Raw genomic sequence first — 26,452 nt, 5'->3', positions numbered from 1 at the left:
GGCAGCCTTCTTCGCCACCTTCTTGCCCGACTTCTTGGCCGCTTTCTTCGCAGCCAGTTCCATCAACTTTGCCATTTACTTCTCTCCTCTTTGAAGCTTCCTCACCACATCGATGAGGCCCCTAACGGCCGCAACCGACTTGTCGAACATCGCCTTTTCAGACTTGTTCAAGTCGATTTCGACCACACGCTCTACGCCGCCAGCGCCGATCACGACCGGCACGCCGACATAGAGTCCCTTCACCCCATATTCGCCATTCAGCATGGCGGCACAGGGAAGCACGCGTCGCTTGTCCTTCAGATAGGATTCGGCCATCTGGATCGCCGAAGCCGCCGGCGCATAGAAGGCGGAACCCGTCTTCAGGAGATTGACGATCTCGGCCCCGCCGTCGCGGGTCCGCTGCACGATCGCATCCAGCTTTTCCTTGGTGGTCCAGCCCATCTTCACCAGATCGGGGACCGGGATGCCGGCGACCGTGGAATAGCGCGTCAGCGGCACCATGGTGTCGCCGTGCCCGCCCATCACGAAGGCGGTGACGTCCTCGACCGAGACCTTGAATTCCTCGGCCAGGAAATAGCGGAAGCGCGCGGAGTCGAGCACGCCCGCCATGCCGACGACCCGGTTGGTCGGCAGGCCCGAGGCCTGCTGCAACACATAGACCATGACGTCGAGCGGATTGGTGATGCAGATGACGAAGGCCTTCGGGCAATGCTTCTTGATCGCGGCACCGACCGTGTCCATCACCTTGGCGTTGGTGGCGATGAGATCGTCGCGGCTCATGCCCGGCTTCCGGGGGATGCCGGCGGTGACGATCACCACGTCGGCGCCCTTGATGCCGGCGTAATTGCTGCCGCCCGAATAGACCGCGTCGAAGCCTTCGACCGGCGAGGCTTCCGCGATGTCGAGCGCCTTGCCCTGGGGAACGCCGTCGACAACGTCGAACATGACGATGTCGCCCAGCTCCTTCAGACCCGCCAGGAGCGCGAGGGTGCCGCCGATTTGGCCGGCGCCGATGAGCGCTATTTTCTTCCGTGCCATTAGGGTTTGATTCCGATCAGCTTACGCATTGCCGTATCCCCAAAACGGCAAGGCACATCGCCCCATATTAGATGACCCTAGATCTAGAGTAGATACTCTCATTTCACCACAAGCACAAGACTTATTAACGGAGTCTGTTCCAATCCCGCCATCGACTACCGTCAACAGCGTTCGTCACGTCAAATGCGGTCGGCCCAGATAGTCGGTCGACTGCATCTCATTGAGGCGCGAAACCGTGCGCTGAAACTCGATCGAACCCTCGCCTTCCGGATAGAGCCGCTCGGGCCGATCAGCCGCTGAAATCACGGCTGTCACGCGATGTTCGTAGAGTTCGTCGATCAAGGTCATGAAGCGCCGCGCCTGGTCCCGAACCTCGGGCGTCAGGCGCGGGACCCGGTCGATCAGGATGACCGGATAATGGGTCGCGAGCGCCATGTAGTCGGCGGCGCCCAAAGGCCGGGCGCAGAGCTCCTCGAAGTCGAACCAGGCGACCGGTCCCGCCTGGCGTGAGACGTCGAGTCGACGTCCCTGCACGGTCAGCGAACCCGGCTGCGGGGCAAGGCCGCCGGAGAGGCGGGTGAAGGCCGCGCGCATCTTGTCCTCGGACGCGGCGCCCAGCGGCGAGTGATAGAGCGCGAGGTCCTTCAGGCGCGCCAGCCGGTAGTCGCGGGCGCCATCCAGCTCCAACACGTCGAGCTTCTGCTTTAGGAGCGCGATGAAGGGCAGGAAGCGGTCGCGCTGCAGCCCGCCGGAATAGAGATCGTCGGGCGCCCAGTTCGAAGTCGCCACCACCACGACGCCGCGCTCGAACAGCTCGGTGAAGAGGCGGCCGAGGATCATCGCATCGGCGATGTTGGTGACGTGGAATTCGTCGAAGCAGAGCAGCCAGGTCTCGGCGGCGATTTTGTCGGCCAAAGCCGGGATCAACTCGGCTCCCGCCTGCTTGTCCTGCCGCCAGCGGTGCAGGCTCTCGTGCACTTCCAGCATGAAGGCGTGGAAATGGACCCGGCGCTTCTTTTCGACCGGTGCCGTCCCGAAGAAGATGTCCATCAGCATCGACTTGCCGCGGCCGACCGCGCCGTAGATGTAGAGGCCCTGGTTCGGCAGATCGCCTTCGACATCGTCGCGGCGGCGGCCGATGCCGAGGCGCGCACCCCAGCGCTCCAGCCAGTTGCCGTTGCCGCTCGGCTGATAACCCTTCAGCGCATTCGCAACGGACTGCAGCTTCTCGGCCGCGAGCTCCTGCGCCGCGTCATGCTCCAGACGACCGCTCGACTTCAAGGCGCGATAGGCGGCGAGCGGTCCGTCTTCCGTCGTCATTGAAGCGACCAGAGGTCCGAGGGAATGCAGATTTGCGACTCGGTCAATATGCATATTGCGCGGATGTGAACATATTTTTTTATTTTTATCCATTGCGAAGTTAACAAACGCTTTCCGTACCGACCCGAATGCCGCGCGCATGAGTCATCGGTGCAACAGAACGCCGCGCAAGAAATCGGCGCCGCAATCGATTGGCGCTGTGGTTGAAGGCATATCGCGCGGCAGCTCGATCAGTCGAGCGAAGGAGTAGACAAAGCTGATCTTGGCCCTCAGGTCGCCGTGCGAATCTCGCCTGCGACGCTACCCCTTTGCTCAACGAAGACAGGGCGAATCCGGAACCAGATGGCGTAGAGCGCCGGCAGGAATAGCAGGATCAGAATTGTGCCCACGGCGGTGCCGCCGATCAGCGTGTAGGCCATCGAGCCCCAGAACACGGATTGGGTCAGCGGCGTGAAGGCGAGCACGGCCGCCAGTGCGGTCAGGACGACGGGGCGGGCGCGCTGCACGGTGGCTTCGATGACCGCGCGATAGGGGTCGAGACCCTGTTCACGATTGGTCTGGATCTGCCCGATCAGGATCAGGGTGTTGCGCATCAGGATGCCGGACAAGCCGATCAGGCCGAGAATGGCATTGAAGCCGAACGGCTGGTGGAACAGCAGCAGGATCGGCACCGTCCCGATCAAGCCGAGCGGCGCCGTCAGGAAGACCATGACCATCGCGGACAGCGACCGGACCTGAATGACCAGGACCAGCAGGGTGAGGGCGATCATGACGGGGAAGACCGGGGCGAGTGCGCTGTTCGCCTTGCCGGCGTCCTCGATGTTGCCGCCCATTTCGATTCTGTAGCCTGAGGGCAGACGATCGATGACCGGCTTCAGCGCGGTCGCGATTTCCTGCGAGACCTCCGGCGGCTGCAGCCGCTCGGCGATGTCCGATTGGACGGTGATGGTGGGCGTGCGATCCCGCCGCCGCAGCACGGGATCCTCGGGCTGGACCTCTATATTGCCGATCTGGCTCAGAGGAATGATCCGGCCATCCTGGCTGGTCAGGGTGAGGTCGCCGAGCCGGGCGGGATCGAGCCGTTCCGGGCCGGCGCTCCGCGCCACGATCTCGACGGTGCGGATATCTTCGCGCATCTGGGTGACCGGGACGCCGGTCAGCAGGAATTGCAGCTGCTGCGCCACATCCGCAGAGCTGAGGCCGATCGCGCGCAGCCGGTCCTGGTCGAGCACGAAGCGCGCGGTCGGCGCCCGCTCGCCCCAATCCTGATTGACCTGCCGGGTGTTGGGATTGGCGCGCATCACCGCCTGCACTTCGTCGGCGATGTCGCGCAGCTTGGCGGGATCCGGTCCCATCACCCGGAAGGTGACCGGGAAGTGCGAATAGGGCCCGAACACCAGCTGGGTGACCCGGAGCCGCCCTTCCGGGACCAGGCCCTCCGCCCCAGCAGCCCGCAGCCGGAGCTTCAGGCGCTCGCGTGACGCGGCATCCGGGGTGAGCACGATCAGCTTGGCAAAGGACGCGTCGGGGAGCTCGGGATTGTAGGAGAAGAAGAAGCGCGGCGCGCCCTGGCCGATATAGGCGGTGACGATCTTCGCTTCCGGCTGCTGCTTCAGCCAGTCTTCCACCTTCTTCGCCGCGGCGGTCGTCGCCTCGATGCCGGTGCCTTCGGGCATCTGCACTTCGACCAGCACTTCCGGCCGGTCCGAGGCCGGGAAGAACTGCTGCTTCACCAGCCCCATGCCCGCACCGGCCGCCATGAAGGCGACGATGACGGCGCCGGCGACCAGGAATTTGTGATTGACCGCCCAGGTCACTACCCGCCTGAACCTTTCATATCGGGGCGTCGCATAGATGGCCTCGTGGCCGCCCGCAGCGGGTTCGATATTGGGCAGGAGCCTGACGCCCAGATAGGGCGTGAAGACCACAGCCACGACCCAGGAAGCGATCAAGGCGAAGCCGACGATCCAGAAGATGTTGCCGGCATACTCGCCCGCGGTCGAGCGCGCGAAACCGACCGGCAGGAAACCGATGATGGTGACCAGGGTGCCGGAGAGCATGGGTGCTGCGGTATGGCTCCAGGCATAGGCGGCGGCCTTGATGCGGTCCCACCCTTCTTCCATTTTCACCACCATCACCTCGATGGCGATGATGGCGTCATCGACCAGGAGTCCGAGCGCGATGATGAGGGCGCCGAGGGTGATGCGGTCGAACACCCGGTCGGTGATCAGCATGATCACGAACACGGCGGCCAAGGTCAGCGGCACGGCGGCCGCCACGACGATGCCGACCCGCCAGCCGAGGCTGACCAGGCTCACCACCATGATCACGCCCAAGGCGACGAAGAACTTGAGCATGAACTCGTCGACCGCTTCGGTGACGTTCACCGCCTGGTCGCTGATCTTGGTGAACGAGAGGCCGGCCGGCAGCTCTGCCGCGATCTTGCCCTCCTCCGCATCCAGCGCCTTCCCCAGGTCGAGAGCATTCCACCCTTCCTTCATGACGACGCCGAGCACCATCGCCGGCTCGCCTTCATGCCGGATCAGGAAGGTTGCCGGATCCTCGTAGCCGCGCCGCACGTCGGCAATATCCGACAGCTTGAGCGTCCGTCCGGCGGCGACGATGGGTGCGTCCGCGATCTTCCGCAGATCGTCATAGGCGCCATCGACGCGCATGAAGACTTGCGGTCCCTGGGTCTCGATCGAGCCCGCCGGTGTCACCAGGTTCTGGCGCTGCAATCCAGCGAAGATCTCCTGCGCACTGACGCCGAGGTTGGCCAGCCGGGCATAGGAGAACTCGACGAAGATCCGTTCCGGCCGTTCGCCGAAGAGATCGACCTTCTTTACGCCGGGAACATGCAGCAGGCGTTGGCGCAAGGACTCCGCTTCCCGGGTCAGCTGCCGCGGCGGCATGCTCGGGGCTTTGAGCGCATAGAGCGCGAACTGGACGTCGGAATATTCGTCGTTGATGAACGGCCCCAGCACGCCGGCGGGCAGATTGCGGGCCTCGTCGCCGAGCTTCTTGCGGGCCTGATAGAACTCGCCCTCGACCGCGGCCGGCGGGGTCTTGTCCTGGAGCGACAGGGTCAGGAAGGCGAGGCCGGGCCGGGTGGAGGTCTCCACCCGATCATACCAGCGCAGCTCCTGGAGACGCTTCTCCATCGGCTCCGCGACCAGGTTCTGCATCTCTTCGGCGGTGGCGCCGGGCCAGGCGGCGGTGACGGTCAGCACCTTGATGGTGAAGGCGGGATCCTCGGCGCGGCCGAGCTGCAGGAAGGCGAAGGCGCCGGCGGCACTGATGGCGACCAGCAGGAACAGCGTGATGGCGCGTTCCCGGACCGCCAGGGCCGAGAGATTGAACCGGCTCACGGCAGGCTCGCCTGGGCTTCGCCGGTCGCTGGGTCGGTGCGGACGCGTTGCCCGTCATGCAGCAGATGCGCGCCGAGCGCCACGATCGGCTCGCCGACCGAAAGCCCGCCGTGCAGGACGGCGGTCTCGGCGCCGAGCTGATCGATCCGTACCGGCCGGAAGGCCACAGTGGACGTCTTCCCGTCGAAGACCCAGACCCCGGGCCCCTTGCCTTCGTCGGTCAGGGCGCCGAGCGGCACGGATGTCTGCTGAGCCGACGCGCCGTTGGGGAGAAGAATGGTCACGGTGGCCCCTAAGGGCGCTGCCGCCGCATCGCCTTCGAGCACATAGCGCGCCTCAAAGGTGCGGGCCTGCGGATCGGCCGAATCCGAGAGCTGCCGCAGACGCGCAGGCCAGCGACCCTCGCTGCCATAGAGCTGGGCTTGCGCTGTTGAGCCGATGGCCGGCCGCATGGTTTCGGGGAGGTTTATCGATGCTTCGCGCGGGCCGGTATGCGCGATGCGCGCCACGATCTGCCCGGCGCTGACCACCTGGCCGGGCTCGGCCATCGTCTCCACCAGGGTGCCATCCGCATCGGCGAGGAGGGTAGTGTAGCCGCGGTCGTCCTGCGCGACCTGGAGCTGCGCTTGGGCGGCATCCAGCAGGGCGCGCGCGCTGTCCATAGCGGCCTTGGCGGCATCGTAGTCCGAGGCCGAAACGGCCTTGGTCGGCAGCAGGTTGCGATAGCGCTTCTCATCCGCCGTCGCCTGAATGAGCCGCGCTTTGGCGGCGGCGACATTGCCGAGCTGGGCGGCGATCGCGTGCTGGTAGTCGGTCGGGTCGATCCGATAGAGCGGCGTTCCGGCTCGAACCATCTGGCCGGTATCCACCAGGCGCGCGATGACCTTGCCGCTGACTCGGAAACCCAGGTTGCTTTGCACCCGTGCCGCGACCGTTCCGGAGAAGGCGGTTGCCTCGGCCGCGGCCGGCGCCACCAAGACGATCCGCACCAGTGTTTCGGGGGGCTTCGCTGCCGATATCGGATGGTCGCAGCCGGCGACAAAAAGGGCTGAAACGGCACCCAGTGTCAGAAGCGCGCGCGCGGCGAGACTGCGATCGGGCAGCACGATCCGCACCCTATGTGGGAGTTTGCTCAATCCAGAATCCTCGGCTGGTTCTTGTCGATCGCGATGCGATTCAGACGGGCAGGCGCATCTGCTTGCGCAGGCTCTTGTCGAAAGCCTTCGCGGGCACGAGGCGCCGCAGCACGCTGACTTGCCGCGCCATCTTGCCGGCGGGATAGCGCCGGCGCGGGTGCTCGTCCGTTGCGGCCAGCAGCACGGCTGCGGCCACGCTCTCCGGCGTATCGCCGATGGCCGTCGCCTCCTTCATCACCGCGCGGGCTCGGGCGCGGGCATCTTCGTAATCCTTCAGCGTGGAATCTGCCGCGAGGGTGTTCTGCTCGAAGGCACTGCGCGTATAGGCCGGCTCCACCAGGGCAATGCGCACATTGAAGGCGCGCGTTTCATGGTCGAGCGATTCCGAGTAACCCTCGAGCGCATGCTTGGTCGCCGCATAATGCGCAGAGTAAGGGGCCGGTATGAGGCCCAGCACCGAGCTGATGTTGACAATGCGTCCCTGTCCGCGCTGCCGCATCAGGGGCAGGACGGCGTTGGTCAGGCGAATGACGCCAAACAGGTTCACGTCAAACAGCGCTTGGATCTGGCTGATGGAGGATTCCTCGGCGCCGCCCAGCAAGCCGATGCCGGCATTGTTGACCAGGAGGTCAATCCGGCCGGTTCGCGACAGTACCGTCGAGACGATGGCCAGCACTGCCGCGTCGTCGGTGACATCGCAGGTCAGCATGGCGACGCCACGCGGTTCATCCTCCACCGCCCGGCGGCTGGTGCCGAAAACCCGGAAGCCCGCTTTCGCCAGGGCTTCGGCAGTGGCCCGGCCGATACCGGTGGATGCGCCGGTCACGATGGCCGTCTTCCCGGAATGCGCGTTCATGGTTTCTCCAATGGCAGGGTTTCTGCCCGCTGTTTCACAACGTCTTCGGTGAAGGATTTGCGTCGTTCAGAGCTCGGAAGCCACGACTTCGCCCAATAGAGCACGCAGCTCCGCCGATCGCTTTCGTCCGAATGCTTGCTCGAATCGGGCCTGGGCTTGAGCCCATCCCGGGGCCGCCGCGCGCAACCGTTTGACACCGGCCTCCGTCAGCCGCAATTCCTTGGTGCGACGGTCCGCCGTGCCGGCAACGATTTCGATCAGGCCTTCGCGCCGCAGCGGCAGCATATTCCGCCCCAAGGTCGTCCGATCCATGACCAACTCCTTCGCCAGCGCGTTGATCGAAAGGGGGCCGTAACCCATCAACTTGCCGAGGATAGAAAACTGGGTGGAGCGCAATCCCGATGGCGCCAGGAACTGGTCGTAGAATTGCGTGAGGTATCGGGCGGCCTGACGAATAGCCAGGCAATTGCAGTATTCATACTTCTTTGCGGCTTCCGGCGTCATCTTGCTGGCCCAATATTGAGAGTATATACGCCGAATATGTGCGTATATGCGCATATGTCAAGAGCTGATCCGACAATGTTTGAGACTCGGCGGGACGGTCTCGCCTGTTGATCCCCGTCAGCTTGCCGGATTGCGCGCTATGACGATCCACGCCGCGCCGTCGATCATCACCGACCGCTCGCCGGGACGCCCCGCGAAGGCGGCGCGAACCGCAGCCGCGGCGCGGGCGCGGATGTCGTCGGTCCGATCGGCGAGCATGCGCGACAGCGGACCGACCTCGAGCGCCATCTGCACCGCGTCGTCGAGCGCCGCGTCCCGCGTCGCGCCCTCGCCGAACGGGACGGAAGCATCGAAGGGCGCGAGTGCGATATCGGTGAAGCCCGCCGCCGTCAGGATGCGCACCACCCGCCCCCGGCCGCCGAACGAGAACGGCCCGGGCGCTTCGGGATCGGGCGGCGCGGTCGGCGGCACGATGCTTTTGATCGCGCCCATCGGCAGGCGCATCCAATCGTTCTCGGCCGCGCCGCGCCAGCAGACGAAGGCGACCCGCCCACCCGGCTGGAGCGCGCGGCGCATGTGGGCGAAGGCGCCCGTCGGATCGTCGAAGAACATTACCCCGAAACGCGAGAACAGGATGTCGAACGCGCCCTCGGGCAGCTCGGCGCTGCTGGCGTCGGCCACCCGGAACTGAGCCGGCGTATCCTGTGGCGCAAGCGCGCGCGCCCGGGCGATCAGCGGTTCGGATATGTCCACGCCCAGCACTTGGCCGCCCGCGCCGACGCGCGCGGCCAGAGCCAGACTCGACGCGCCGGAGCCGCAGCCGACGTCCAGCACGCGCTCGCCTGTCGCGGGCGCGGCGGCTTCGATCGCGGCCTGGCCGAACACCGCCAGCATGGCGTCGAGCCGGTCCTGGTGGGCGACCCAGCGCTCCCCGCTTTGGTCAGTCCAATCGGCGACCCGATCGGCGTTTTGCTCCGCCATGATTTATCCTTGTCCTGATCGATCTTGGGTAGGCGCTCCCCTCACGCGAGAGCTCTCAAACCAGCATCGACTGTTGGGCGAAGATGCCCGCCATCGCGCCCTGCGATGATGCCTGGGTGACCGAGGGCAAGAAGGGCGTGGCGAGGTCGCCGGCGGCATAGATGCCGGGCATGCTGGTTTGGCGACGCTCGTCGACCTTGAGGACGATGCCGACGGGCGTATCGACCGTGGCGAGGCCCAGCGATTCATGCAGGCTTGCGGACGGCTTGGTGCGCGGATGGGCGAACAGGATGTCGACTTCGACATTGGGAGCGGTGCCGAGCTTGACGGTGGCGTTATGGCCCCCGTAACGGGCGATCTCGATGATGCGGCCATCGACGACAGGAATTTTGCGGTGCGCCAGATCGGCCCGGACATCGGGTGCAATATCGTGACCATCGGCGAAGACCGTCAACCTGTCGGTCCAATCGTGGTACAGCCGGACATAATTGTGCGAAGGCGGGCCGGACCAGACGAGACCCCAATGCTCGCCGGCGACTTCAAAGCCGTCGCAATAGGGGCAGGGCACGATGGACGTGCCCCAGCTTTCGGCAAAGCCCGGAACATCCGGCATCTGGTCGACAACGCCATAGCTCAGGATCAGGCGGCGCGCCCCAAGGCTTTTGCCATCGCCGGTCAGGACGGAGAAATCGTCGATGGCGCCGGAGATGCTGTCGGCCCGGGCACTGACCAGCTTGATCGTGGGATAACGCGCCAGCTGGTGCCGCGCCTGGGCCAGGATGTCGAGCGGCGGCTTGTGATCGTGCCCGAGCAGACCATGCGAGTGGCCGGCGAATCGATTGCGCGGCAGGCCGGTATCCAGAACGGTGACCTTGCGGCGGGCACGGCCGAGCTGCAAGGCACCGGCGAGACCGGCAAAGCTGCCGCCGATGATAATGACGTCATCCATGGTGAACGGGTTCACTTGCATATTTCAGATACTGCGTGGTATCATAATGCGAGAATTTAGATACTGTCAAGTACTGGAATTGTCGTGACCGAAAACAGCCAGGTCCGGCGCGGCCGGCCCGCCAACGAGGCGCTTGGCCAAACGATCGTCGACGCCGCCCGCGAGCTCTTTGTGGAATTGGGTTTTCAAGCGACGACCTTGGACAAGGTCGCCCAGCGCGCGAAGATCTCCAAGCTCAGCATCTATCGGCACTTCGAGAACAAGGAGGCGCTGTTCAGCGCGGCCATGGCGGCCGGATGCCGTCAGTTGTTTGCACCACAGGCGCTTCTTGAAGAAGCCGACGGTTCGGTCGAAGACCAGCTCATGGTGGTGGGATCATTGCTGCTTCGCACGCTGTTGAGCCCGGACGTCCGCAGTGTCGAAGCCATGGTCATGGCCGACAAAACGAGCCAAAGCTCGTTAAGCAAGCTCCATTTCGAAGCCGGCCCCGCCCATGTCATCGCCGAAATCGAGGCTCTGTTGCGTCAGTTGCACGCGAAGGCAGTTCTGAACGTGCCCGATCCTCTCCGGTCCGCCCGCCTGTTTGCCGCGCTTTTCAAAGGATGCGATCTCCTCATGATCGCACGCTTCGATCAGGCGAGAGCAGAGGACGACAACGAAATTGAATCCTATTGCCGGTCGGCCGTCGCCATGTTCATCGGCGCGCACGGTAGCAAGGACCCCGCGGGCGGATAGCCTAGACGAGGCCGGGAAGGATCGCCGTCTTTCCGCGGCCGCGCCGGCGGATCCGCGTCACTCGGCTTTGATCGTCGCGGTCTCGTTCTTCAGCTGCTCGATCAGCGTTTCGGCGCTGGTCTTCGGGCCGTTGGCGACCGGCGGCGGCGTCAGCTTGAAGTTCGACGCCATGAAATGCGTCTCGCCGCTGCGCGAGAGACTGAAGGTCATGGCCTTGAATGCCTGGAAGCCGATCTCCGGGGTGCCGAGCTTCAGGTCGTAGATCTTGATCGCGAAGCCATCGACCTCGGAATCCGGATCGACGGTGACATGACGATGGGCGAGGCCGGGCACTTCGCCGGTCCCCTCCATGCGCGAGAGCGCCTTCTCGATCTGGCCGCGCAGCTGCGCCGCGGTCTTGGCTTCCTTCACCGGATCGCCGCAGCCGGCGATCAACGTCGTGAGGACTGTGAGCAACACGACGCGGATGAGCGCCATCCTGGAACGCCGCAACATCTCAACCTCCATGCGGGAGCACCCGCTGATGGAGATCAATTCCACGCCCGAGAGATGAAGAAGGCGTTAGCACCGAACGAGATCATCTTGTTGCAAATGCAGGCTAATTGCTCCGGATGTCGCGCCCCGGCGTCAGGGCGCAATACCGTCCAGGGGCTTGCCGTTGACCAGGACCTTCCCGGTCTCGGTCAGATCGACCTTGTATTTGTCGACCGGCTTGCCGTCGGCACCGGTCTCGCGTTGCGACAGCGCCTGCAGCATCGAGAGCATGCCTATCGCCTGCTGCGCCTCCGGGCTCTCATTCGCCATGCCCTGGGCCAGCGCGATCAGGTCGTCGAGACCGAGCAGCGCGAAGTTGACGACACCCACCGCCTTCTGCGGCGTCTCCAGCGCGAGCTTCAGCGCACCGTCGGCGGAGAGCTTGGCCTTCTCGGTCTCGATGCCGGAGGGCTCGATGGTGAGCTTGAGGGTCGATTTGGAGAGCGCCGACATCAGCGCGCCCATCATCATGAACTGGCCGCCCTGGGCGACCTGCGGATCGGCGCTGGTCATCTCGGGCAAGGCCTGGGCGAGGCCCTCGACCAGGCTCGGCACCGGGATGTCGGTCGCGAGCAGCGAGAGGTTGCCCTTCTTCGGCAGCACCGCCTTGGCGATCGGGTCCTGGAAGGTGGGGTCGTTCACCACCAGGCCGTCGTGGTTGATGCTGAAATTCGCCTGCGCCTGGTCGGTGTTGATGCCCTTGAAGCCCAGAGCCATGCCGCCCCGGGCGAGTTGCACCGTCACCGCGCCGTTGGCATCGGTGACGGTCAGGCCCTCGCCGCTGAAGTCATAGCCGTAGGCCGCCATCAGCTTCGGGAAGCCGCGCACCAGGTCGGCCAGCGCCTTGCGGTCCTCGTCGGTGATGGCCGGCGGCGGGACCGAGGCGCCGGCCTCGGCCATCGGCTCGTATTTCGCCGCGAACTCGTTGATCTTCGCCATCATCTTGCGATAGGCGGGGAAGTCGAGCTGCGCGACGGTAACGGTGCCCAGCAGCTTGTCGAGCTTCACCGTGGTGCCGTCCATGGGATCGGTCCCGGCCAGGCTGCTCAAGGTGATGGTCGAGACCTGGTCGAGCAGGCCCTTGCCGTTCTCCTTGCCGTCGCCGGTGATCGAGGCGGTGGCGATGGTGAAGGTCTCCTTCGGGTCGGCGGCCGAAGTGACGGCGATGTCCTTGGCCTGCCAGTCGAACTTCAGGAAGTTCTGCAGCGGCTTCGACCAGGTCGCTGTGAAAGCGGTGGTCTGGAACTTGACGTTGGCTTCCGGCTTGCCGTCCGGACCGTTGAGCGCGAACTCGCCCGGCATCCTGAGGTCGCTGACCTGGTACTGGTCGGCGCCGTCGGGAGTCAGGCGATAGTCGATCTCGCCGAATGTCGCCTGGGCCTGCTGCTCCGTGCCGTAGCGGATGCCGGTGATGGCGACGTCAAAGCTCTTGCCCTCGACGGTCGGGGTGACGGTGACCTTGTCGTGGCGGATGCGGATCGGCTGGCTGGGGACTTCGATCAGGGCCAGGTAATCCTCGATGCCCTTGGCGATCTCGGCCGCCTCCTTCTGGCGCTCCGCGCCGGAATCGCCGCAGCCGGCGAGGAGCAAGGCGGCCAGGCTCGCCGCGGCCATGCCGCGCCAGATCTTGCTGCCGAAGCGGTTGCGGGTGTCGAGCTCGAGCCTGTTCATTCCAATCCCCAAAGAAAAAGCCTGGTCCCGGTTGAAGCCAGGGAAGCCCAGGCTGCGTCATCGATTCGGCGGCACTATAGCAAAGCCGCGACCGCAGCCTAGCGATGCTTGTCACTCTCCCGGCTTTGGTTAATCGCGCTCACCAGATGCATCAAGTCTTGGGAATTGTCGCACCGGCGGGCGGATGGTTCACGCTCCGCGCCACCGATGCGATCGGCATGCTGCATGATCTCAAGCAAGTTGCGGCAGTCCGACGTCGAGCACCGTCAGCAGCCGGACCTCCCCGCTGCGGGTCGCCCAGGTGATCGACTGGCCGGTGGCGAGGCCGATCAGCGCCGTGCCGATCGGCGTCATCACGGAAATCCGGCGCCGCGAGATGTCGGCATCCCCTGGATAGACCAGCGTTATGGTCTCGACCTTGCCGGTGGAGTCGTCGCGGAAAGTGACTTCGGCGCCCATGCAGACGGTCTCTTCCGGACGGCCCACCGCAACGATCTCGGCGCGCTCCAGCTCTTCGGTCAGCACCGCGACCTGGTCGGGCATGGCGTCGGCTGCCGCGCGCGCCAAATCCGAGAGCCGGTCGTAGTCCTCGGCGGTGAGGAGGATCCGCGGCTTGACCTGGCCAGCGCGCGCCGTCGCCTTGTCTTTCATCGACATCAATTCAATCTCCTTCTTCCAGGGCGGCGCAAACTCGCGCGGCGGCCTCCGGAAATCACATCGTCTGGTTGTTCTGGATATCGCGCCGTGCAGGCAGGCCGGATGCAGTTGTGGGCGCAACCGCAAACTCCGGGAGGGTGAAATCCAGCCTGTGTTGTGGAGCCCCCCGAACTCGGGGTGCGACGGCGCACGCTGAGCCCGGGGCTACTGGCCCGCGATCGGATTGCCTGCGTGACACAGGCCTCGTCGGAATGCAGCTTTGCGCAACATGATCACCTAGAGATAGTCATCCGCTCCGCAATGTCAACGCCGCGGCTCAGCCGCCGATGCGGCGAAGCCCGGCGAGGCCCTGTTCCTTGCGCGTCTTCTTCTCCGAATACATCGCCGCATCGGCATCGCTCAGGGCCTGCGCCGGGCTCGCCTTGCCGGGCTCGACGGCGATGACGCCGATGCTGGCGCCGAGATATTCGAAGCTGAGGCCGGGAAGATCGAAGCGGCTCTGCAACGCGGTTTGCAGGCGCCGCCTGACCGCGCCGAGCGAATCCACCTCACCCGGCGGGGTCACAAAGCCCGATACGACGAACTCGTCGCCACCCAGCCGGCCGAGCAGGTCGTCGGTCCGGATCGCCGCGGTGAGCTTGTGCCCGACCTCGATCAGGAAGGCGTCGCCGGTGTCGTGGCCGAACTGGTCGTTGATCTGCTTGAAGTAGTCGAGGTCGATGAAGGCCAGCACGACGCGCTGCTTGTTGCGCTGGGCGGTGGCGAATTGCCGGGTCAGATTTTCCAGGACCGCGCGCCGGTTGGGCAGGCCGGTCAGCGCATCGGTGTAGGACTGGTTGCGCAGGGCCGCGTTGGCGGCCTGCAGCTCCTTCACCAGCAGGTCCCTCTCGATCTGCTGCGAGATCAGCTTGGCGAACAGCTTCAGGACCTGCGCGCCGCGCTCGGTCATCGGCTTCTTCTCGGAGCTGGCGCCGCACAGCGTGCCGTAGAGGCTGCCGTCCTCCAGGCGCACCGGCACGCTGGCATAGGTGGTGATGCCGAGGGCCTTGGCCGCCTGGGAATCGCCCCAGCAGCCGGCGACGTCGTCGGTATAGGGCCGGCCTTCGTCGATCGCCCGCTTGCACAGGGTGTCGCCCCAGGGCACCGAAAGCCCTTCCGGGATCACCATCTTCTTGCTGTTGCGGGAGAACAGGATCTGCTGCGCGTTGGCGACCAGATCGATCTTGGTGAGATAGGTGGATTCGAGGTCGGTCACCAGCTCGAGCAAACCCAGCAGCTCGCGGACCAGGCCCTCGAAGGAGGTCTCCTCCGCGAGGGCGGAGGAAAGCTGGGAGATCAGTTTCTTGTCGGAGATCTCGTTCAACCGTCGCCCCGATCCTTGGAAGCTCGGCTCAGCGCCGCTCCACCATCAGCTTCTTGATTTCGGCGATCGCCTTCGCCGGGTTGAGGCCCTTCGGGCAGGTCTTGGTGCAGTTCATGATGGTGTGGCAGCGGTAGAGCCGGAACGGATCCTCGAGCTGGTCCAGCCGCTCGCCGGTCGCCTCGTCCCGGGAATCGGCGATGAAGCGGTAGGCCTGCAACAGCACCGCCGGACCGAGATAGCGGTCGCCGTTCCACCAGTAGCTCGGGCAAGAGGTCGAGCAGGAGAAGCAGAGGATGCATTCCCAGAGGCCGTCGAGCTTGGCCCGGTCCTCCGGCGTCTGCAGCCTTTCGCGTTCCGGCGGCAGGGTCTCGGTTTTCAGCCAGGGCTCGATCGACTGGTACTGGGCGAAGATCTGGGTCAGATCCGGCACCAGGTCCTTGATCACCGACATATGCGGCAGCGGGTAGATCTTGGCGTCGCCTTTGATCTCGCTGATGAACTTGGTGCAGGCCAGGGTATTGGAGCCGTCGATGTTCATCGAGCAGGAGCCGCAGACACCCTCGCGGCAGGAGCGGCGGAAGGTCAGCGTGGAATCGATCTCGTTCTTGATCTTGATGAGCGCGTCCAACACCATCGGCCCGCATTGATCGAGATCGATCTCGTAGGAATCGATCGTCGGGTTGCCGCCGACATCCGGATCCCAGCGATAGATCCTGAAGGTCTTGACGCGCTTCGCGCCGGCCGGCGCCTTGAAGCTCTTGCCGGGCTTGGGACGACTCTCTGCGGGGAGGACGAGTTCGGCCATGATCTTCGCTCAGTAAACCCGCGCCTTGGGCGGGAAGGATTGCACGTCGTTGGTGAGCGGCTGCAGGTGGACCGGGCGGTAGTCGATCCGGGTCTTCCCCTCACCGTCCATCCAGGTCACCGTATGCTTCATCCAGGTCTGGTCGTTGCGGTCCGGGAAGTCCTCGCGGGCATGGGCGCCGCGGCTCTCTTCCCGATTCGCCGCCGATTCGATCGAGACCACCGCCTGGACCATCAGGTTGTCCAGCTCCAGGGTCTCCATGAGATCGCTGTTCCAGATGAGCGACCGGTCCTCGACCTTGACCCGGTCCTTCATGCCGAAGATCTCGCGCATCTTCTTGACGCCGACCCCAAGGGATTCGCCGGTGCGGAACACCGCGCAGTCGTTCTGCATGGTCTTCTGCATCTCGAGGCGGAGCTTCGCGGTCGGCATATCGCCCTTGGCGTTGCGGAGCTTGTCCAGCCGGTGCAGGGCGTATTGCCCGCCGTCCTTGGGCATCGGGCGGTGCGGCTCGTTCTGGGAAAGGATTTCGGCGGCGCGGATCGCCGCGGCGCGGCCGAACACCACGAGGTCGAGCAGCGAGTTGGAGCCGAGGCGGTTGGCGCCGTGCACCGAGACGCAGGCCGCCTCGCCGATCGCCATCAGGCCGGGGACGACCGCGTTGGCGTCGTCGCCGTTCTTGGTCACGACCTCGCCGCGGTAGTTGGTCGGCACGCCGCCCATGTTGTAGTGGCAGGTCGGCAGCACCGGGATCGGCTCGCGGGTCACATCGACGCCGGCGAAGATGCGCGCGGTCTCGGCAATGCCGGGCAGGCGCTCGTGGATCACCTTCGGGTCCAGGTGCTCGATGTGGAGATGGATGTGGTCCTTCCCCTCGCCGACGCCGCGGCCTTCGCGGATCTCCATGGTCATGGAACGGCTGACCACGTCGCGCGACGCCAGGTCCTTGGCCGAGGGGGCATAACGCTCCATGAAGCGCTCCCCCTCGGAATTGGTGAGATAGCCGCCTTCGCCGCGCACGCCCTCGGTGATCAGGCAGCCGGCGCCGTAGATGCCGGTCGGGTGGAACTGGATGAATTCCATGTCCTGGAGCGGGAGACCCGCGCGCAAGGCCATGGCATTGCCGTCGCCGGTGCAGGTATGCGCCGAGGTGCAGGAAAAATAGACCCGGCCATAGCCGCCGGTCGCGAGCACCACGAGCTTGGCATGGAAGCGGTGGATGGTGCCGTCGTCGAGGTTCCAGGCCACCACGCCGACGCAGGCACCGCTCTCATCCATGATGAGGTCGATGGCGAAATACTCGACGAAGAACTCGGCGTGATGGCGCAAGGCCTGCTGGTAGAGCGTGTGCAGGATCGCGTGTCCCGTGCGGTCGGCGGCGGCGCAAGTTCGGTGCGCGATGCCCTTGCCGAACTCGGTGGTCATGCCGCCGAACGGGCGCTGGTAGATCTTGCCGGCTTCGGTGCGGCTGAACGGCACGCCGTAATGCTCGAGCTCGATGATCGCAGGCACCGCCTCGCGCACCATGTATTCGATCGCGTCCTGGTCGCCGAGCCAGTCCGAGCCCTTGATGGTGTCGTACATGTGCCAGCGCCAGTCATCCGGCCCCATGTTGCCCAATGAGGCCGAGATGCCGCCCTGTGCCGCGACGGTATGGCTGCGGGTCGGGTAGACCTTGGAGATGCAGGCGGTCTTCAGCCCCTTCTCGGCCATGCCGAAGGTCGCGCGCAAGCCGGCGCCGCCGGCCCCCACGACCACCACGTCATATTGGTGATCGACGAAGGGATAGGCGTCGCCGTTGATTCTGGGTGCGCCGTTGCTCGGGGTGTCAGCCATGGCAGGTCAGGACTTCGTTGTTGGGCTCAGCCGGCGAAAGCCGCCACCAGCAGCGCGATGATCGCCGCGGTCGCGAAGCCGAAGCCGGCGAATTGAATGAGGATGACGAGCGCGTGCTTGGCGAACTTGCCGTGGACGTAGTCCTCGACCACCACCTGCAAGCCCAGCACCGCGTGATAGAAGGCCGCGAACAGCGTCAGCGCCAGCGCGCCCAAGGTGAACGGCGCGCTGAGCCACTGGGTGATCGCCGCGTGATCGGCGCCGGCGAGGCAGACCACCGAGGCCACGAACCAGAGCCCGAGCGGGATCAGCGCCAGCGCGGTCATGCGCTGCATCCACCAATGCCCGACGCCTTCCTTGGCGGCACCGAGGCCGCGCACCCGCGCGATCGGAGTCCGCAGCGATGTCCCGTGGGATTTGTGGGATGCCTCGGCCATCAGAACGCACCCATCTGGTAGTAGCCGATCACCCAGGCGGCGATGGTCAGCACAGCCGTGCCGATCAGGACCGCGTAGCCGGACTTGTAGGCGGTCGGCAGCTCGAAGCCCCAGCCGGCATCCCAGGCAAGGTGCCGGATGCCGTTCAGCAGGTGATAGAAGAAGGCGACGGTCCAGCCGAGCAGCAGCGGCCGGCCGATGATCGAGCCGTTGAAGCTCTGCAGCCTGTCGAAGGCGTCGAGCCCGCTCGCCGCGACGGTGAGCCAGCAGACGAGATAGAGCAGCCCGACCGCGAGACCGATACCGGTGAAACGGTGCAGGATCGAGGTGACGGAAGTGAGCTGGCGCTGATAGATCTGGAGATGCGGCGACAGCGGTCTGGGATGGCCGGCCATGATCGTGCTTCTGCTCGTCCCTTTGAGGCAATTCGGGGGTTAGGCAGCGGTGCGCCGGACGGGCGCGATTGCAGTGCAGCAAAGCCCCCGACAGATACGCCTTTCACCTCAGAGCGTCAATCATACGGGGGTAGATGGTAAACCTCTGGTTAACCGCGCCTGTCCTCAGCGCCTGAGCTTCCCCCGGGGCATCAGCACGCTGTAGTCGAGGTCCAGCACCACAGCCTCGGGGTATTTTCCATCGCTGCCGGGTTTCGGAAAATCCGTGCAAGGGTGGTCCTTGGCGGCAATGGTGCGCAGGCGCAGCGCGCCGAGGTCATTCCGCCCGGGGAGCTCGGTCTTGGCGGTGACCTCGCTCCAGGCATAGACGGTGTCGCCGGCAAAGCTCGGGGCGACATGCCGGCCGCCGTGGATCGCCGCGATCCGAAAGGCATTGCCGAGACCGTTGAAGGATAGCGCGCGGGCCAGCGAGATGATGTGGCCGCCGTAGATCAGCCGTTTGCCGAACCGGCCCTTGGCCTCGGAATGCTGGTTGAAATGCACCTTGGCATTGTTCTGGTAGAGCCTTGTCGCGGTCATATGGTCGGATTCCTCAAGGGTCATCCCGTCCACATGGTCGATCTGCTCGCCGACCGCATAATCATCCCAGAGATGCCGCGAGCCGGAGAGATCCATGTCGTAATCCTGGAAGTCCAGCGAGGCCGGCACGGTGAAATTCCGGGCGCCGACTTCCGGCGGGAGATCTGGCGTCACCGCTTCCGGCGCGAGGGCGGCCTTGTCGCGCTTCCTCACCATCACCCAGCGGATGTAGTCGAGCACCGTCTCGTCCCATTGATTGACACCGGTCGAGCGCACGGTGACGACGCCGGTTTCCTTGTTGGAATTTTCCTTGAGCCCGATCACGATCGAAGTGGCACTTAAAGTGTCGCCGGTGAAGACCGGCGCGCCGAAGCGGCAATCGGCATAGCCGAGATTGGCGACGGCGTTCAGCGAGATGTCGGCGACGGTCCGCCCGAACACCATGTGGAAGACCAGCAGGTCATCGACCGGCGCCCGGGCAAAGCCGATCGACTGGGCGAAGCTGTCGGAGGACGGCAGCGCGAACCGGGATCCGGTGAGGCCGATATAGAGCGCGACATCGCCTGCCGTGATGGTGCGCGGCACCGCATGCCGGATCACCTGGCCGAGCTTGAAATCCTCGAAGAAATTCCCGGGATTGGTCTTCATACTCGATTCTCGGCGCGGGCCGAGTTTCTAAGCTGCCTTCTCAGGCCGGTAATGCAGCACCATCAGCTGGTCTGCGCGGACGGCCACAGCGGCATAAGTCCGGCCCTGATCGTCGGAAAATTCAACCTCATGAACGGCCGGCGCCAGCATCTCAACGACGGTCCCGACCTGACCGCGCAGGAGTTGCTTCTCCGGCAGGTCGACGGTGAGGGCCACCACGTCGAGCAATTTGATTTGGCTAGGCATCCAGCGCTCCTAGAGGACGAAACAACTGACAAACCTTAGCACGTCCTCGCCGGTGCGAACAATCCAGGCGGAACGGATCGTGCCGCTGCCGAAGGCGGTGACCAGGGGAAAATCGATTGTATAGCGCGCACCAAAGGCGTCGATCTCGCCACGGAGCATCTGGTCCTGCCGCTCGGACGCGGCCTCTTCGAGCGCGAGCGCGAGGAGCTCTGCATCGTCGGCCCCAATGCCCAGCCGGGATTTGAAGACCCTCGCCTTGTGCCGGCCACGGGGATGCATCTCCGACAGGCAATAATCCCGCAGCTTCTCGACTGAAACGGCGATCTTGAAGAATTGCTGGGCCACGTCCCTCTCTCTGGACCCATTGTACGCGAACAATCCGGTCCTTGAAATCGACCCTGAGTTTCTAAAGAGTGCGGGGGTCTCGCCTCGCCAAGGATCCCTACCAGCCCGTCATGAACATCCTCTCCGTCCAGTCCCACGTGGTCTATGGCCATGTCGGGCATCAGGCTTCGACCTTTCCGCTGCAGCGGCTGGGGCACGAGGTCTGGTCGCTGCCGACCGTGCTCTATTCCAACCACCTGGCGCATCCCTCCTTCACCGGGCGCAAGCTCGATGCGCATTTCATCGACGAGTTGCTGGAGGGCCTCCGGAAGCTCGACCTGCTGGGGCGATTGGACGCGGTGCTGACCGGCTATCTCGGCGACGCGCCGATCGTGCCGATGGCGATCGCCGCACTCGAGGCGGCGCGGGCGGCCAAGCCCGAGGTGGTGTTCGCCTGCGATCCGGTGATGGGCGACGACGGCGCACTCTATGTCTCGCAGGCGCTGGCGGAATCGATCGCCCGCGACCTGGTGCCGCGGGCCGACATCCTGTTCCCCAACATCTTCGAGCTGCAGCACCTGACCGGGCTGACCGTGACCGGCCTGAAGGACGTGCGGCCGGCGATGGAGGCCTTGCGCAAGAAGACCCGTAACGCCCTGGTGATCGCGACCGGCATTCCCGACGAGGCGGATCGCGGGCTGATCACCGCGCTGGCGCTGGACGACAGCGGCTTCTGGCAGGCCAAGGCCAAGCGGCATCCGATGGGCGCCTCCGGCAACGGCGACTGTTTCGCAGCCTTGTTTCTCGGCCGCTATCTCGGCCATCGCGATCTGCCGGTGGCGCTCGGTAACGCGGTAGAGGGGATGAGCAAGATCGCGGCGCTGACTGCGTCCACCAACGCCGACGAGCTCAGGATCGTCGAGAGCCAGGAAATCTGGTCGAAAGAGGATCCGAACGCGGTCGCGCAGAAGATCGGCTAGTCGCCGAGTCTGCTAATCAATGGGCCGGCGCAGCCGCAGCGAATCCGCGGCATAGCCCTTGCGCGCGTAGAAGCGCTGCGCGGTCGCGTTGCTGCCGAAGACATCGAGCAGCAGGAAGCGATAGCCCTGGGCGCGCGCCCAGGCTTCGGCTTCTTCCATCAGCCGGGTCGCGACGCCCTTTCCTTCCGCTTCGGCGGTGACCGCCAGGATCGAGACATAGCCGGCGGTCGTGCCGGAGAGCATGTCGTCGGTCGATTCCAGGTGGATGTAGCCAAGCGGCGTGCCGGCTTCGTCGAGGGCGATCAGTGTCGCCGACCGCGGCGAGGACTGGTCCAGGGCGGATTTCGTGTAAGCTGCCTGGAAGGCCGCGAAATTCTCGCGGGTGAGGCCCGGTCCCGACGCTTCCGCGACCAGCCGGTCGTTCAGCGATTCCAGGAAGGCGCGGTCGGCCGCTACCGCCGGGCGGATGGTGAAGGATGGCGCGGTCATTTGCCGGACACGACCCCGTCGATCAATGAGCGGCCCTGTCCCAGCAACAGGCAGGCTTCCGCGACATCACCGGCATCGAGCTGGCTTTCCAGCTTGAAATAGAGCTTGGCCGCGGCGAGCACGCGCGCGTTGCGCAGGTTGTCGTAGTCGCCGTCGACGGCGAAATCGGCCTTGGCCGAGTCGATCGCCGCCATGGCCTCCGGCCGCGTCAGCGCCTGGCGCAGCTGGGCCAGGCGTTCGCGGGCGACGGATTCGCTGCAGAGCTGCGTGGCGCCGGCGCTGCCGCTGAACAGAAGGATGAGAACGGCGCCGGCCAGGAGCAGCCGGCGCCGCGTCATCACGTCAGGCCGCCTTCTTCAGGTGGTCGCGGATCAGCACTTCCGCGATCTGAACCGCGTTCAAGGCGGCGCCCTTGCGCAGGTTGTCGGAGACCACCCAGAGGTTGAGGCCGTGCTTCACCGTCGGGTCCTTGCGGATGCGGCTGACATAGACCTTGTCCTCGCCGGCGGCTTCGACCGGGGTCACATAGCCTTCGTCGGCACGGTGGTCGATGACGCTCACCCCTGGCGCGGTCTTCAGCGCGGCGCGGGCATGCTCGGCCGACAGCTCGCTCTCGAACTCGACGTTGACCGCCTCGGAATGGCCGATGAACACCGGCACGCGCACGCAGGTCGCCGAGACCGGGATATCCGGATCGAGGATCTTGCGGGTCTCGACCGCCATCTTCCACTCTTCCTTGGTGTAGCCGTCCTCCATGAAGACGTCGATATGCGGGATCACGTTGAAGGCGATCTGCTTGGTGAACTTCTTGTGGTCGAGCGAGCCGTTGGTGAAGACGTTGCGGGTCTGGTTGAAGAGCTCGTCCATGCCCTCCTTGCCCGCGCCCGAGACCGACTGATAGGTCGAGACCACGACGCGCTTGATCCTCACCAGGTCATGCAGCGGCTTCAGCGCCACCACCATCTGGATGGTCGAGCAGTTCGGGTTGGCGATGATGCCCTTCTTGCGATAGAGCGCGATGTCCTCGGGGTTCACCTCCGGCACCACCAGCGGCACGTCCGGGTCCATGCGGAAGAAGCTGGTGTTGTCGACGATGATGGCGCCGGCCGCGGCGGCCTTCGGCGCGAAGTCCGCCGAAATCTTCGCCCCGGCGGAGCTGAGGACGATGTCCACGCCCTTGAAGTCGAAGTTGTTCAGGGCGCGGACCTTGAGGACGTCGTCCTCGCCGAACGAGATCTCGGAGCCGATCGAACGCTCGGACGCGAGCGGGATCACGTCCTTCACCGGAAACTGGCGCTCGGCCAGGATATTCAGCATCTCGCGACCCACATTGCCGGTCGCGCCCACCACTGCCACTCGGTAACTCATCTCTTCCTCACATCTTTCTCAGAATCATTTCACGCAAAGCAAAACGGCCGCACGAGGGTGCGGCCGTTCGAAAACTCGACAGGCCGCAGGTCACCCTCCGGTTTTGGTCTCGGTCTGGGTGGTGGTCGGCAGCTGGCTGGTCGACGTGCTGTCGTCGGTGGTGTTGGACGCGCTGAACGGGCAAGCGGACGCGGCATCGGCCAAAGCCAGCTGCGTCACCAGTCCCAGAACGAGTCTACGCACCATGATCCGGCCCTCCGCCCGATCTTTCAAGGGAGCGCAGTCTACCCCCGGTCATCCCGGGGGAGAAGCGTTATTTTGACGGTCAACCCGGCGATTCGCCGGGTTTCGGGCCTTCCGACCCCGAATCCTCCGGCCTAGTGCGCCATGAGCACAGGCAGGTCGGCGTGGTCCATCATATGGCTGGTGACCCCGCCCAGCATGAGCTGGCGCAGGCGGCCGTGGCTGTAGCCGCCCATCAGCACGAAGCCGGCGCCCAGCGACTTCGCGGTGGCGAGGATCTGCTCGGCGGCGCTGCCGGTGCTCTGCGAGGATTCGATCATCGCGGCGGTGACGCCTTCCCAGGCGAGATAGCGGACGAGGTCGGAGGCCGGGTGGCGGTCCTTCTTGCCCTCGACCACCGACAGCACACGCACGTCGTTCATGCCGCGCAGCAGATCCAGCGCCTGCGAGATCGCCCGCGTCGCCTCGATGCTGCCGTTCCAGGAGATGAGCGCCGGTCCGGTGACCAGCTTGTCGAGTGCCGCCTGCGCCATCCCGTTCGGCATCAGCAGCACCGGCTGGCCGGCCCCGAACAGCGCGTCTTCCATGCGGCTAAGCACCTGGTCGCCGGCTTCCTCGCCGCTGGGACGGCCCATGACGACGATGTCGGTCAGGCGGCCGTATTTGATGATGAGCTCGTCTTCCGCGCCTTCCAGCAGTTTGAAGGCGGTGCTGATCGTGTTGGTGCGCAGGCTCGGTGTGTCGTCGACGTTGAGGTTGTGGGCGCTGCGCCAGGCTTCGAAGGTCGCGGCCGCTGCCTTGGCGCGAGTCTCGGCATGGCGCTCGACCGCCTCGATGAGCTCGGTCGCGGCCACGCCGACATCGACCATCAGCGGCACCGATTCCATCGGGTCCACCTTGATGTGGCGGGCGGAGATATGCGCGCCGCCCCGCTTGGCCAGGGTCAGCGCGGCGTCGAGCGCGGTGCGGTCGGCGTCATAACCGAAGACCGGAACCAGGATGTGCTTGAAAGCCATGGTCGTCCTCCGACTTGGGCGGGGCAATGGGGATCGGGAGTCCGATTCTTTCTAGACAATCCCGCCGTCGCGCATCTTGACACAAATCAACATGCCGACGCGAGCGGCCGCGGAACCTGTCAGGCGCCCAGGCGATCCAGTTCTTTCAGGATCTCGTCGCCCATGCCCACGGTCGAGACCAGGGTGGCGCCGGGGCTCATGATGTCGCCGGTGCGGAAGCCCTTGGCCACCACGTTCTTGGCGGCGCTGTCGAGCAGGTCGGCTTCCTTGGAGAGGTCGAAGGAATAGCGCAGCATCATCGAATAGGAGAGCAAGGCGGCCAGCGGATTGGCCTTGCTTTGGCCGGCGATGTCCGGCGCCGAGCCGTGGACCGGCTCATAGAGCGCGCGGCGGCGGCCCTGCTGGTCGGCGGCACCCAGGGAAGCCGAGGGCAGCATGCCGAGCGAGCCGGTGAGCATCGCGGCGCAATCGCTCAAGAGATCGCCGAACAGGTTGTCGGTGACGATGACGTCGAACTGCTTGGGCTGGCGCACCAGCTGCATGGCGCAGTTGTCGGCATACATGTGGCTCAGAGCCACGTCCTTGTATTCCGGCGCCAGCTTGGTGACTTCCTCGCGCCAGAGCACGCCGCTTTCCATCACATTGGCCTTCTCGACCGAGCAGAGCTTCTTGCTGCGCTTCTGCGCCAGCTCGAAGGCGACCTTGGCGACGCGCACGATCTCCGAGGTGGTGTAGACCTGGGTGTTGATGCCGCGGCGCTCGCCGTTCGGCAGCGTCTCGATGCCGCGCGGGGAACCGAAATAGACGCCGCCGGTCAGCTCGCGGACGATCATGATGTCGAGGCCCTTGACCAGCTCGGTCTTCAGCGACGAGGCCTCGGCCAGGGCGTCGAAGACCAGCGCGGGGCGCAGGTTGGCGAACAGCTCCATGTCCTTGCGGAGGCGGAGCAGCCCGCGCTCTGGCTTGTCGGCGAAGGGCAGGTTGTCCCATTTCGGGCCACCGACCGCGCCCAGCAGCACCGCGTCGGCCTGCAGCGCCTTCTCCATCACTTCGTCGGTCAGGGGAGTCTTGTGCTTGTCGTAGGAGATGCCGCCCACCAGCTCTTCACCGACATCGAAGGATAGGCCCTGGCGCTTGTCGAACCATTGGATGACGCGCTTCACCTGGGTCATCACTTCGGGGCCGATGCCGTCGCCGGCGACGATGAGCAGTTTCTTGTTGGCGGCCATTTTCCTGTCTTTCAGAAAAGAAAAGGCCCGGCATTGCGCCGGGCCGTGGATATCAAAACGAATCGTTTAAGCGGCGGTGCCTTGCCAGAGCCAGGGCTGGGAGAGCTGGTTCTTCTCCTCGAAGCCGTCGATGAACTTGCGCTTCTCCAGCGTGAGGCCGATGTCGTCCAGGCCGTTCAGCAGGCAATGCTTGCGGAAGGCGTCGATGTCGAAGCGGATGCGGCCGCCGTCGGGGCCGGTGATCTCCTGCTTCTCAAGGTCGATGCTGATGATCGCGTTCGAGCCGCGCGAGGCATCGTCCATCAGCTTGTCGAGCTCTTCCTTGGAGACCTTGATCGGCAGGATGCCGTTCTTGAAGCAGTTGTTGTAGAAGATGTCGGCGAAGCTGGTGGAGATCACGCAGCGGATGCCGAAATCCAGCAGTGCCCAGGGCGCATGCTCGCGCGAGGAGCCGCAGCCGAAATTGTCGCCGGTCACCAGGATCTTCGCCTGCCGGTAGGCCGGCTTGTTGAGGACGAAGTCCGGAATCTCCTTGCCCTCGGGCGTGTAGCGCATCTCGTCGAACAGGTTCTTGCCGAGACCGGTCCGCTTGATGGTCTTCAGGAACTGCTTCGGGATGATCATGTCGGTATCGACATTCATCATCGGCAGCGGGGCCGCAACCCCGGTCAAGGTCTTGAACTTGTCCATCTTTAGAGCGCCTTCCGGTGACAAAGCGGCGGCTGTTATGGCATGGGTATGACCG

28 protein-coding genes are annotated in these 26,452 nt (G+C 65.0%); 2 read left to right on the top strand and 26 right to left on the bottom strand.

The genetic code is table 11. The features are described 5' to 3' along the window. Nucleotides 1–75: 75 nt before the first annotated feature. From mdh to ACH2CY_RS15965, 8 genes are all read right to left on the bottom strand, one after another. Entirely contained in the window at nt 76–1,038 is a 963-nt protein-coding gene (gene mdh, locus ACH2CY_RS16000; RefSeq protein WP_395020306.1) for a malate dehydrogenase, read from the bottom strand. A 174-nt stretch (nt 1,039–1,212) separates the two neighbouring features. Further along, nucleotides 1,213–2,358 carry a cell division protein ZapE gene (zapE, locus tag ACH2CY_RS15995; protein ID WP_395020305.1) on the bottom strand — a complete coding sequence of 382 codons (1,146 nt, stop codon included), beginning with the start codon at nt 2,356–2,358 and terminating at the stop codon, nt 1,213–1,215. A 269-nt stretch (nt 2,359–2,627) separates the two neighbouring features. Further along, nucleotides 2,628–5,726: an efflux RND transporter permease subunit gene (locus ACH2CY_RS15990; RefSeq protein WP_395020304.1), complete on the bottom strand. Its 3,099-nt coding sequence runs from the start codon at nt 5,724–5,726 to the stop codon at nt 2,628–2,630. Then, nucleotides 5,723–6,832, bottom strand: a complete 1,110-nt coding sequence (locus ACH2CY_RS15985) for an efflux RND transporter periplasmic adaptor subunit (protein ID WP_395020303.1) — start codon at nt 6,830–6,832, stop codon at nt 5,723–5,725. The genes ACH2CY_RS15990 and ACH2CY_RS15985 overlap by 4 nt, the downstream gene beginning before the upstream one ends. A 70-nt stretch (nt 6,833–6,902) precedes the next feature. Continuing rightward, nucleotides 6,903–7,718, bottom strand: a complete 816-nt coding sequence (locus ACH2CY_RS15980; protein ID WP_395020302.1) for an oxidoreductase — start codon at nt 7,716–7,718, stop codon at nt 6,903–6,905. Nucleotides 7,719–7,784: 66 nt separating this feature from the next. Next, on the bottom strand, nt 7,785–8,222 hold the full coding sequence (locus tag ACH2CY_RS15975; protein ID WP_395020301.1) for a MarR family winged helix-turn-helix transcriptional regulator: 438 nt from the start codon (nt 8,220–8,222) through the stop codon (nt 7,785–7,787). A gap of 117 nt (nt 8,223–8,339) precedes the next feature. Then, complete coding sequence (locus tag ACH2CY_RS15970) at nt 8,340–9,203, bottom strand: class I SAM-dependent methyltransferase (protein WP_395020300.1); 864 nt, start codon at nt 9,201–9,203, stop codon at nt 8,340–8,342. A 55-nt stretch (nt 9,204–9,258) separates the two neighbouring features. Next, on the bottom strand, nt 9,259–10,167 hold the full coding sequence (locus ACH2CY_RS15965) for an NAD(P)/FAD-dependent oxidoreductase (protein ID WP_395020299.1): 909 nt from the start codon (nt 10,165–10,167) through the stop codon (nt 9,259–9,261). Between the two features lie 69 nt (nt 10,168–10,236). On the opposite strand from ACH2CY_RS15965, the gene ACH2CY_RS15960 reads away from it, so the two are divergent. Beyond that, nucleotides 10,237–10,887, top strand: coding sequence for a TetR/AcrR family transcriptional regulator (locus ACH2CY_RS15960; protein WP_395020298.1), 651 nt, complete (start codon nt 10,237–10,239; stop codon nt 10,885–10,887). 57 nt (nt 10,888–10,944) lie between these two features. On the opposite strand, the gene ACH2CY_RS15955 is transcribed toward ACH2CY_RS15960, so the two are convergent. From ACH2CY_RS15955 to ACH2CY_RS15905, 11 genes are all read right to left on the bottom strand, one after another. Beyond that, entirely contained in the window at nt 10,945–11,382 is a 438-nt protein-coding gene (locus tag ACH2CY_RS15955) for a hypothetical protein (RefSeq protein ID WP_395020297.1), read from the bottom strand. Nucleotides 11,383–11,514: 132 nt separating this feature from the next. After that, nucleotides 11,515–13,092 (bottom strand): hypothetical protein, encoded by a 1,578-nt coding sequence (locus tag ACH2CY_RS15950; RefSeq protein WP_395020296.1) that lies wholly within the window; start codon nt 13,090–13,092, stop codon nt 11,515–11,517. 231 nt (nt 13,093–13,323) lie between these two features. Continuing rightward, nucleotides 13,324–13,749, bottom strand: coding sequence for a nucleoside diphosphate kinase regulator (gene rnk / locus ACH2CY_RS15945; RefSeq protein ID WP_395020295.1), 426 nt, complete (start codon nt 13,747–13,749; stop codon nt 13,324–13,326). Between the two features lie 316 nt (nt 13,750–14,065). Then, nucleotides 14,066–15,112, bottom strand: coding sequence for a diguanylate cyclase domain-containing protein (locus ACH2CY_RS15940; protein WP_395020294.1), 1,047 nt, complete (start codon nt 15,110–15,112; stop codon nt 14,066–14,068). Nucleotides 15,113–15,140: 28 nt separating this feature from the next. After that, nucleotides 15,141–15,917, bottom strand: coding sequence for a succinate dehydrogenase iron-sulfur subunit (locus ACH2CY_RS15935; protein ID WP_395020293.1), 777 nt, complete (start codon nt 15,915–15,917; stop codon nt 15,141–15,143). Between the two features lie 9 nt (nt 15,918–15,926). Then, entirely contained in the window at nt 15,927–17,753 is a 1,827-nt protein-coding gene (gene sdhA / locus ACH2CY_RS15930) for a succinate dehydrogenase flavoprotein subunit (protein WP_395020292.1), read from the bottom strand. Between the two features lie 26 nt (nt 17,754–17,779). Continuing rightward, nucleotides 17,780–18,190 carry a succinate dehydrogenase, hydrophobic membrane anchor protein gene (sdhD, locus tag ACH2CY_RS15925; RefSeq protein ID WP_395020291.1) on the bottom strand — a complete coding sequence of 137 codons (411 nt, stop codon included), beginning with the start codon at nt 18,188–18,190 and terminating at the stop codon, nt 17,780–17,782. Continuing rightward, complete coding sequence (gene sdhC, locus ACH2CY_RS15920) at nt 18,190–18,585, bottom strand: succinate dehydrogenase, cytochrome b556 subunit (RefSeq protein WP_395020290.1); 396 nt, start codon at nt 18,583–18,585, stop codon at nt 18,190–18,192. The genes sdhD and sdhC overlap by 1 nt, the downstream gene beginning before the upstream one ends. 165 nt (nt 18,586–18,750) lie before the next feature. After that, nucleotides 18,751–19,812 (bottom strand): MaoC family dehydratase, encoded by a 1,062-nt coding sequence (locus ACH2CY_RS15915; protein WP_395020289.1) that lies wholly within the window; start codon nt 19,810–19,812, stop codon nt 18,751–18,753. 27 nt (nt 19,813–19,839) lie between these two features. After that, nucleotides 19,840–20,058: a DUF4926 domain-containing protein gene (locus ACH2CY_RS15910; protein WP_395020288.1), complete on the bottom strand. Its 219-nt coding sequence runs from the start codon at nt 20,056–20,058 to the stop codon at nt 19,840–19,842. 9 nt (nt 20,059–20,067) lie between these two features. Beyond that, nucleotides 20,068–20,403, bottom strand: coding sequence for a DUF6883 domain-containing protein (locus tag ACH2CY_RS15905; RefSeq protein ID WP_395020287.1), 336 nt, complete (start codon nt 20,401–20,403; stop codon nt 20,068–20,070). A 110-nt stretch (nt 20,404–20,513) separates the two neighbouring features. Here ACH2CY_RS15905 and pdxY point away from each other — a divergent pair, with 110 nt between their 5' ends. Further along, nucleotides 20,514–21,362 carry a pyridoxal kinase gene (pdxY, locus tag ACH2CY_RS15900; protein ID WP_395020286.1) on the top strand — a complete coding sequence of 283 codons (849 nt, stop codon included), beginning with the start codon at nt 20,514–20,516 and terminating at the stop codon, nt 21,360–21,362. Between the two features lie 12 nt (nt 21,363–21,374). On the opposite strand, the gene ACH2CY_RS15895 is transcribed toward pdxY, so the two are convergent. The 7 genes from ACH2CY_RS15895 to leuD all read right to left on the bottom strand — a co-directional run bounded on the left by ACH2CY_RS15895 (nt 21,375) and on the right by leuD (nt 26,397). After that, nucleotides 21,375–21,851 carry a GNAT family N-acetyltransferase gene (locus ACH2CY_RS15895; protein WP_395020285.1) on the bottom strand — a complete coding sequence of 159 codons (477 nt, stop codon included), beginning with the start codon at nt 21,849–21,851 and terminating at the stop codon, nt 21,375–21,377. Beyond that, a complete protein-coding gene (locus ACH2CY_RS15890; RefSeq protein WP_395020284.1) occupies nt 21,848–22,189 on the bottom strand; it encodes a hypothetical protein in 342 nt (113 codons plus the stop codon). Before ACH2CY_RS15890 ends, ACH2CY_RS15895 begins: the two co-directional genes overlap by 4 nt. A 4-nt stretch (nt 22,190–22,193) precedes the next feature. Then, on the bottom strand, nt 22,194–23,219 hold the full coding sequence (locus tag ACH2CY_RS15885; protein WP_395020283.1) for an aspartate-semialdehyde dehydrogenase: 1,026 nt from the start codon (nt 23,217–23,219) through the stop codon (nt 22,194–22,196). A 90-nt stretch (nt 23,220–23,309) separates the two neighbouring features. Further along, nucleotides 23,310–23,465, bottom strand: coding sequence for a hypothetical protein (locus tag ACH2CY_RS15880; RefSeq protein WP_395020282.1), 156 nt, complete (start codon nt 23,463–23,465; stop codon nt 23,310–23,312). 131 nt (nt 23,466–23,596) lie between these two features. After that, on the bottom strand, nt 23,597–24,478 hold the full coding sequence (locus tag ACH2CY_RS15875; RefSeq protein ID WP_395020281.1) for a universal stress protein: 882 nt from the start codon (nt 24,476–24,478) through the stop codon (nt 23,597–23,599). A 119-nt stretch (nt 24,479–24,597) separates the two neighbouring features. Further along, on the bottom strand, nt 24,598–25,707 hold the full coding sequence (gene leuB / locus ACH2CY_RS15870; protein ID WP_395020280.1) for a 3-isopropylmalate dehydrogenase: 1,110 nt from the start codon (nt 25,705–25,707) through the stop codon (nt 24,598–24,600). 66 nt (nt 25,708–25,773) lie between these two features. Next, nucleotides 25,774–26,397 carry a 3-isopropylmalate dehydratase small subunit gene (gene leuD / locus ACH2CY_RS15865; protein WP_395020279.1) on the bottom strand — a complete coding sequence of 208 codons (624 nt, stop codon included), beginning with the start codon at nt 26,395–26,397 and terminating at the stop codon, nt 25,774–25,776. Between the last annotated feature and the right edge of the window lie 55 nt (nt 26,398–26,452).

The organism is Dongia sp. (assembly GCF_041905885.1).
Taxonomy (GTDB): Bacteria; Pseudomonadota; Alphaproteobacteria; order Dongiales; family Dongiaceae; genus Dongia.
This window is presented reverse-complemented; position numbering and strand designations above follow the sequence as displayed.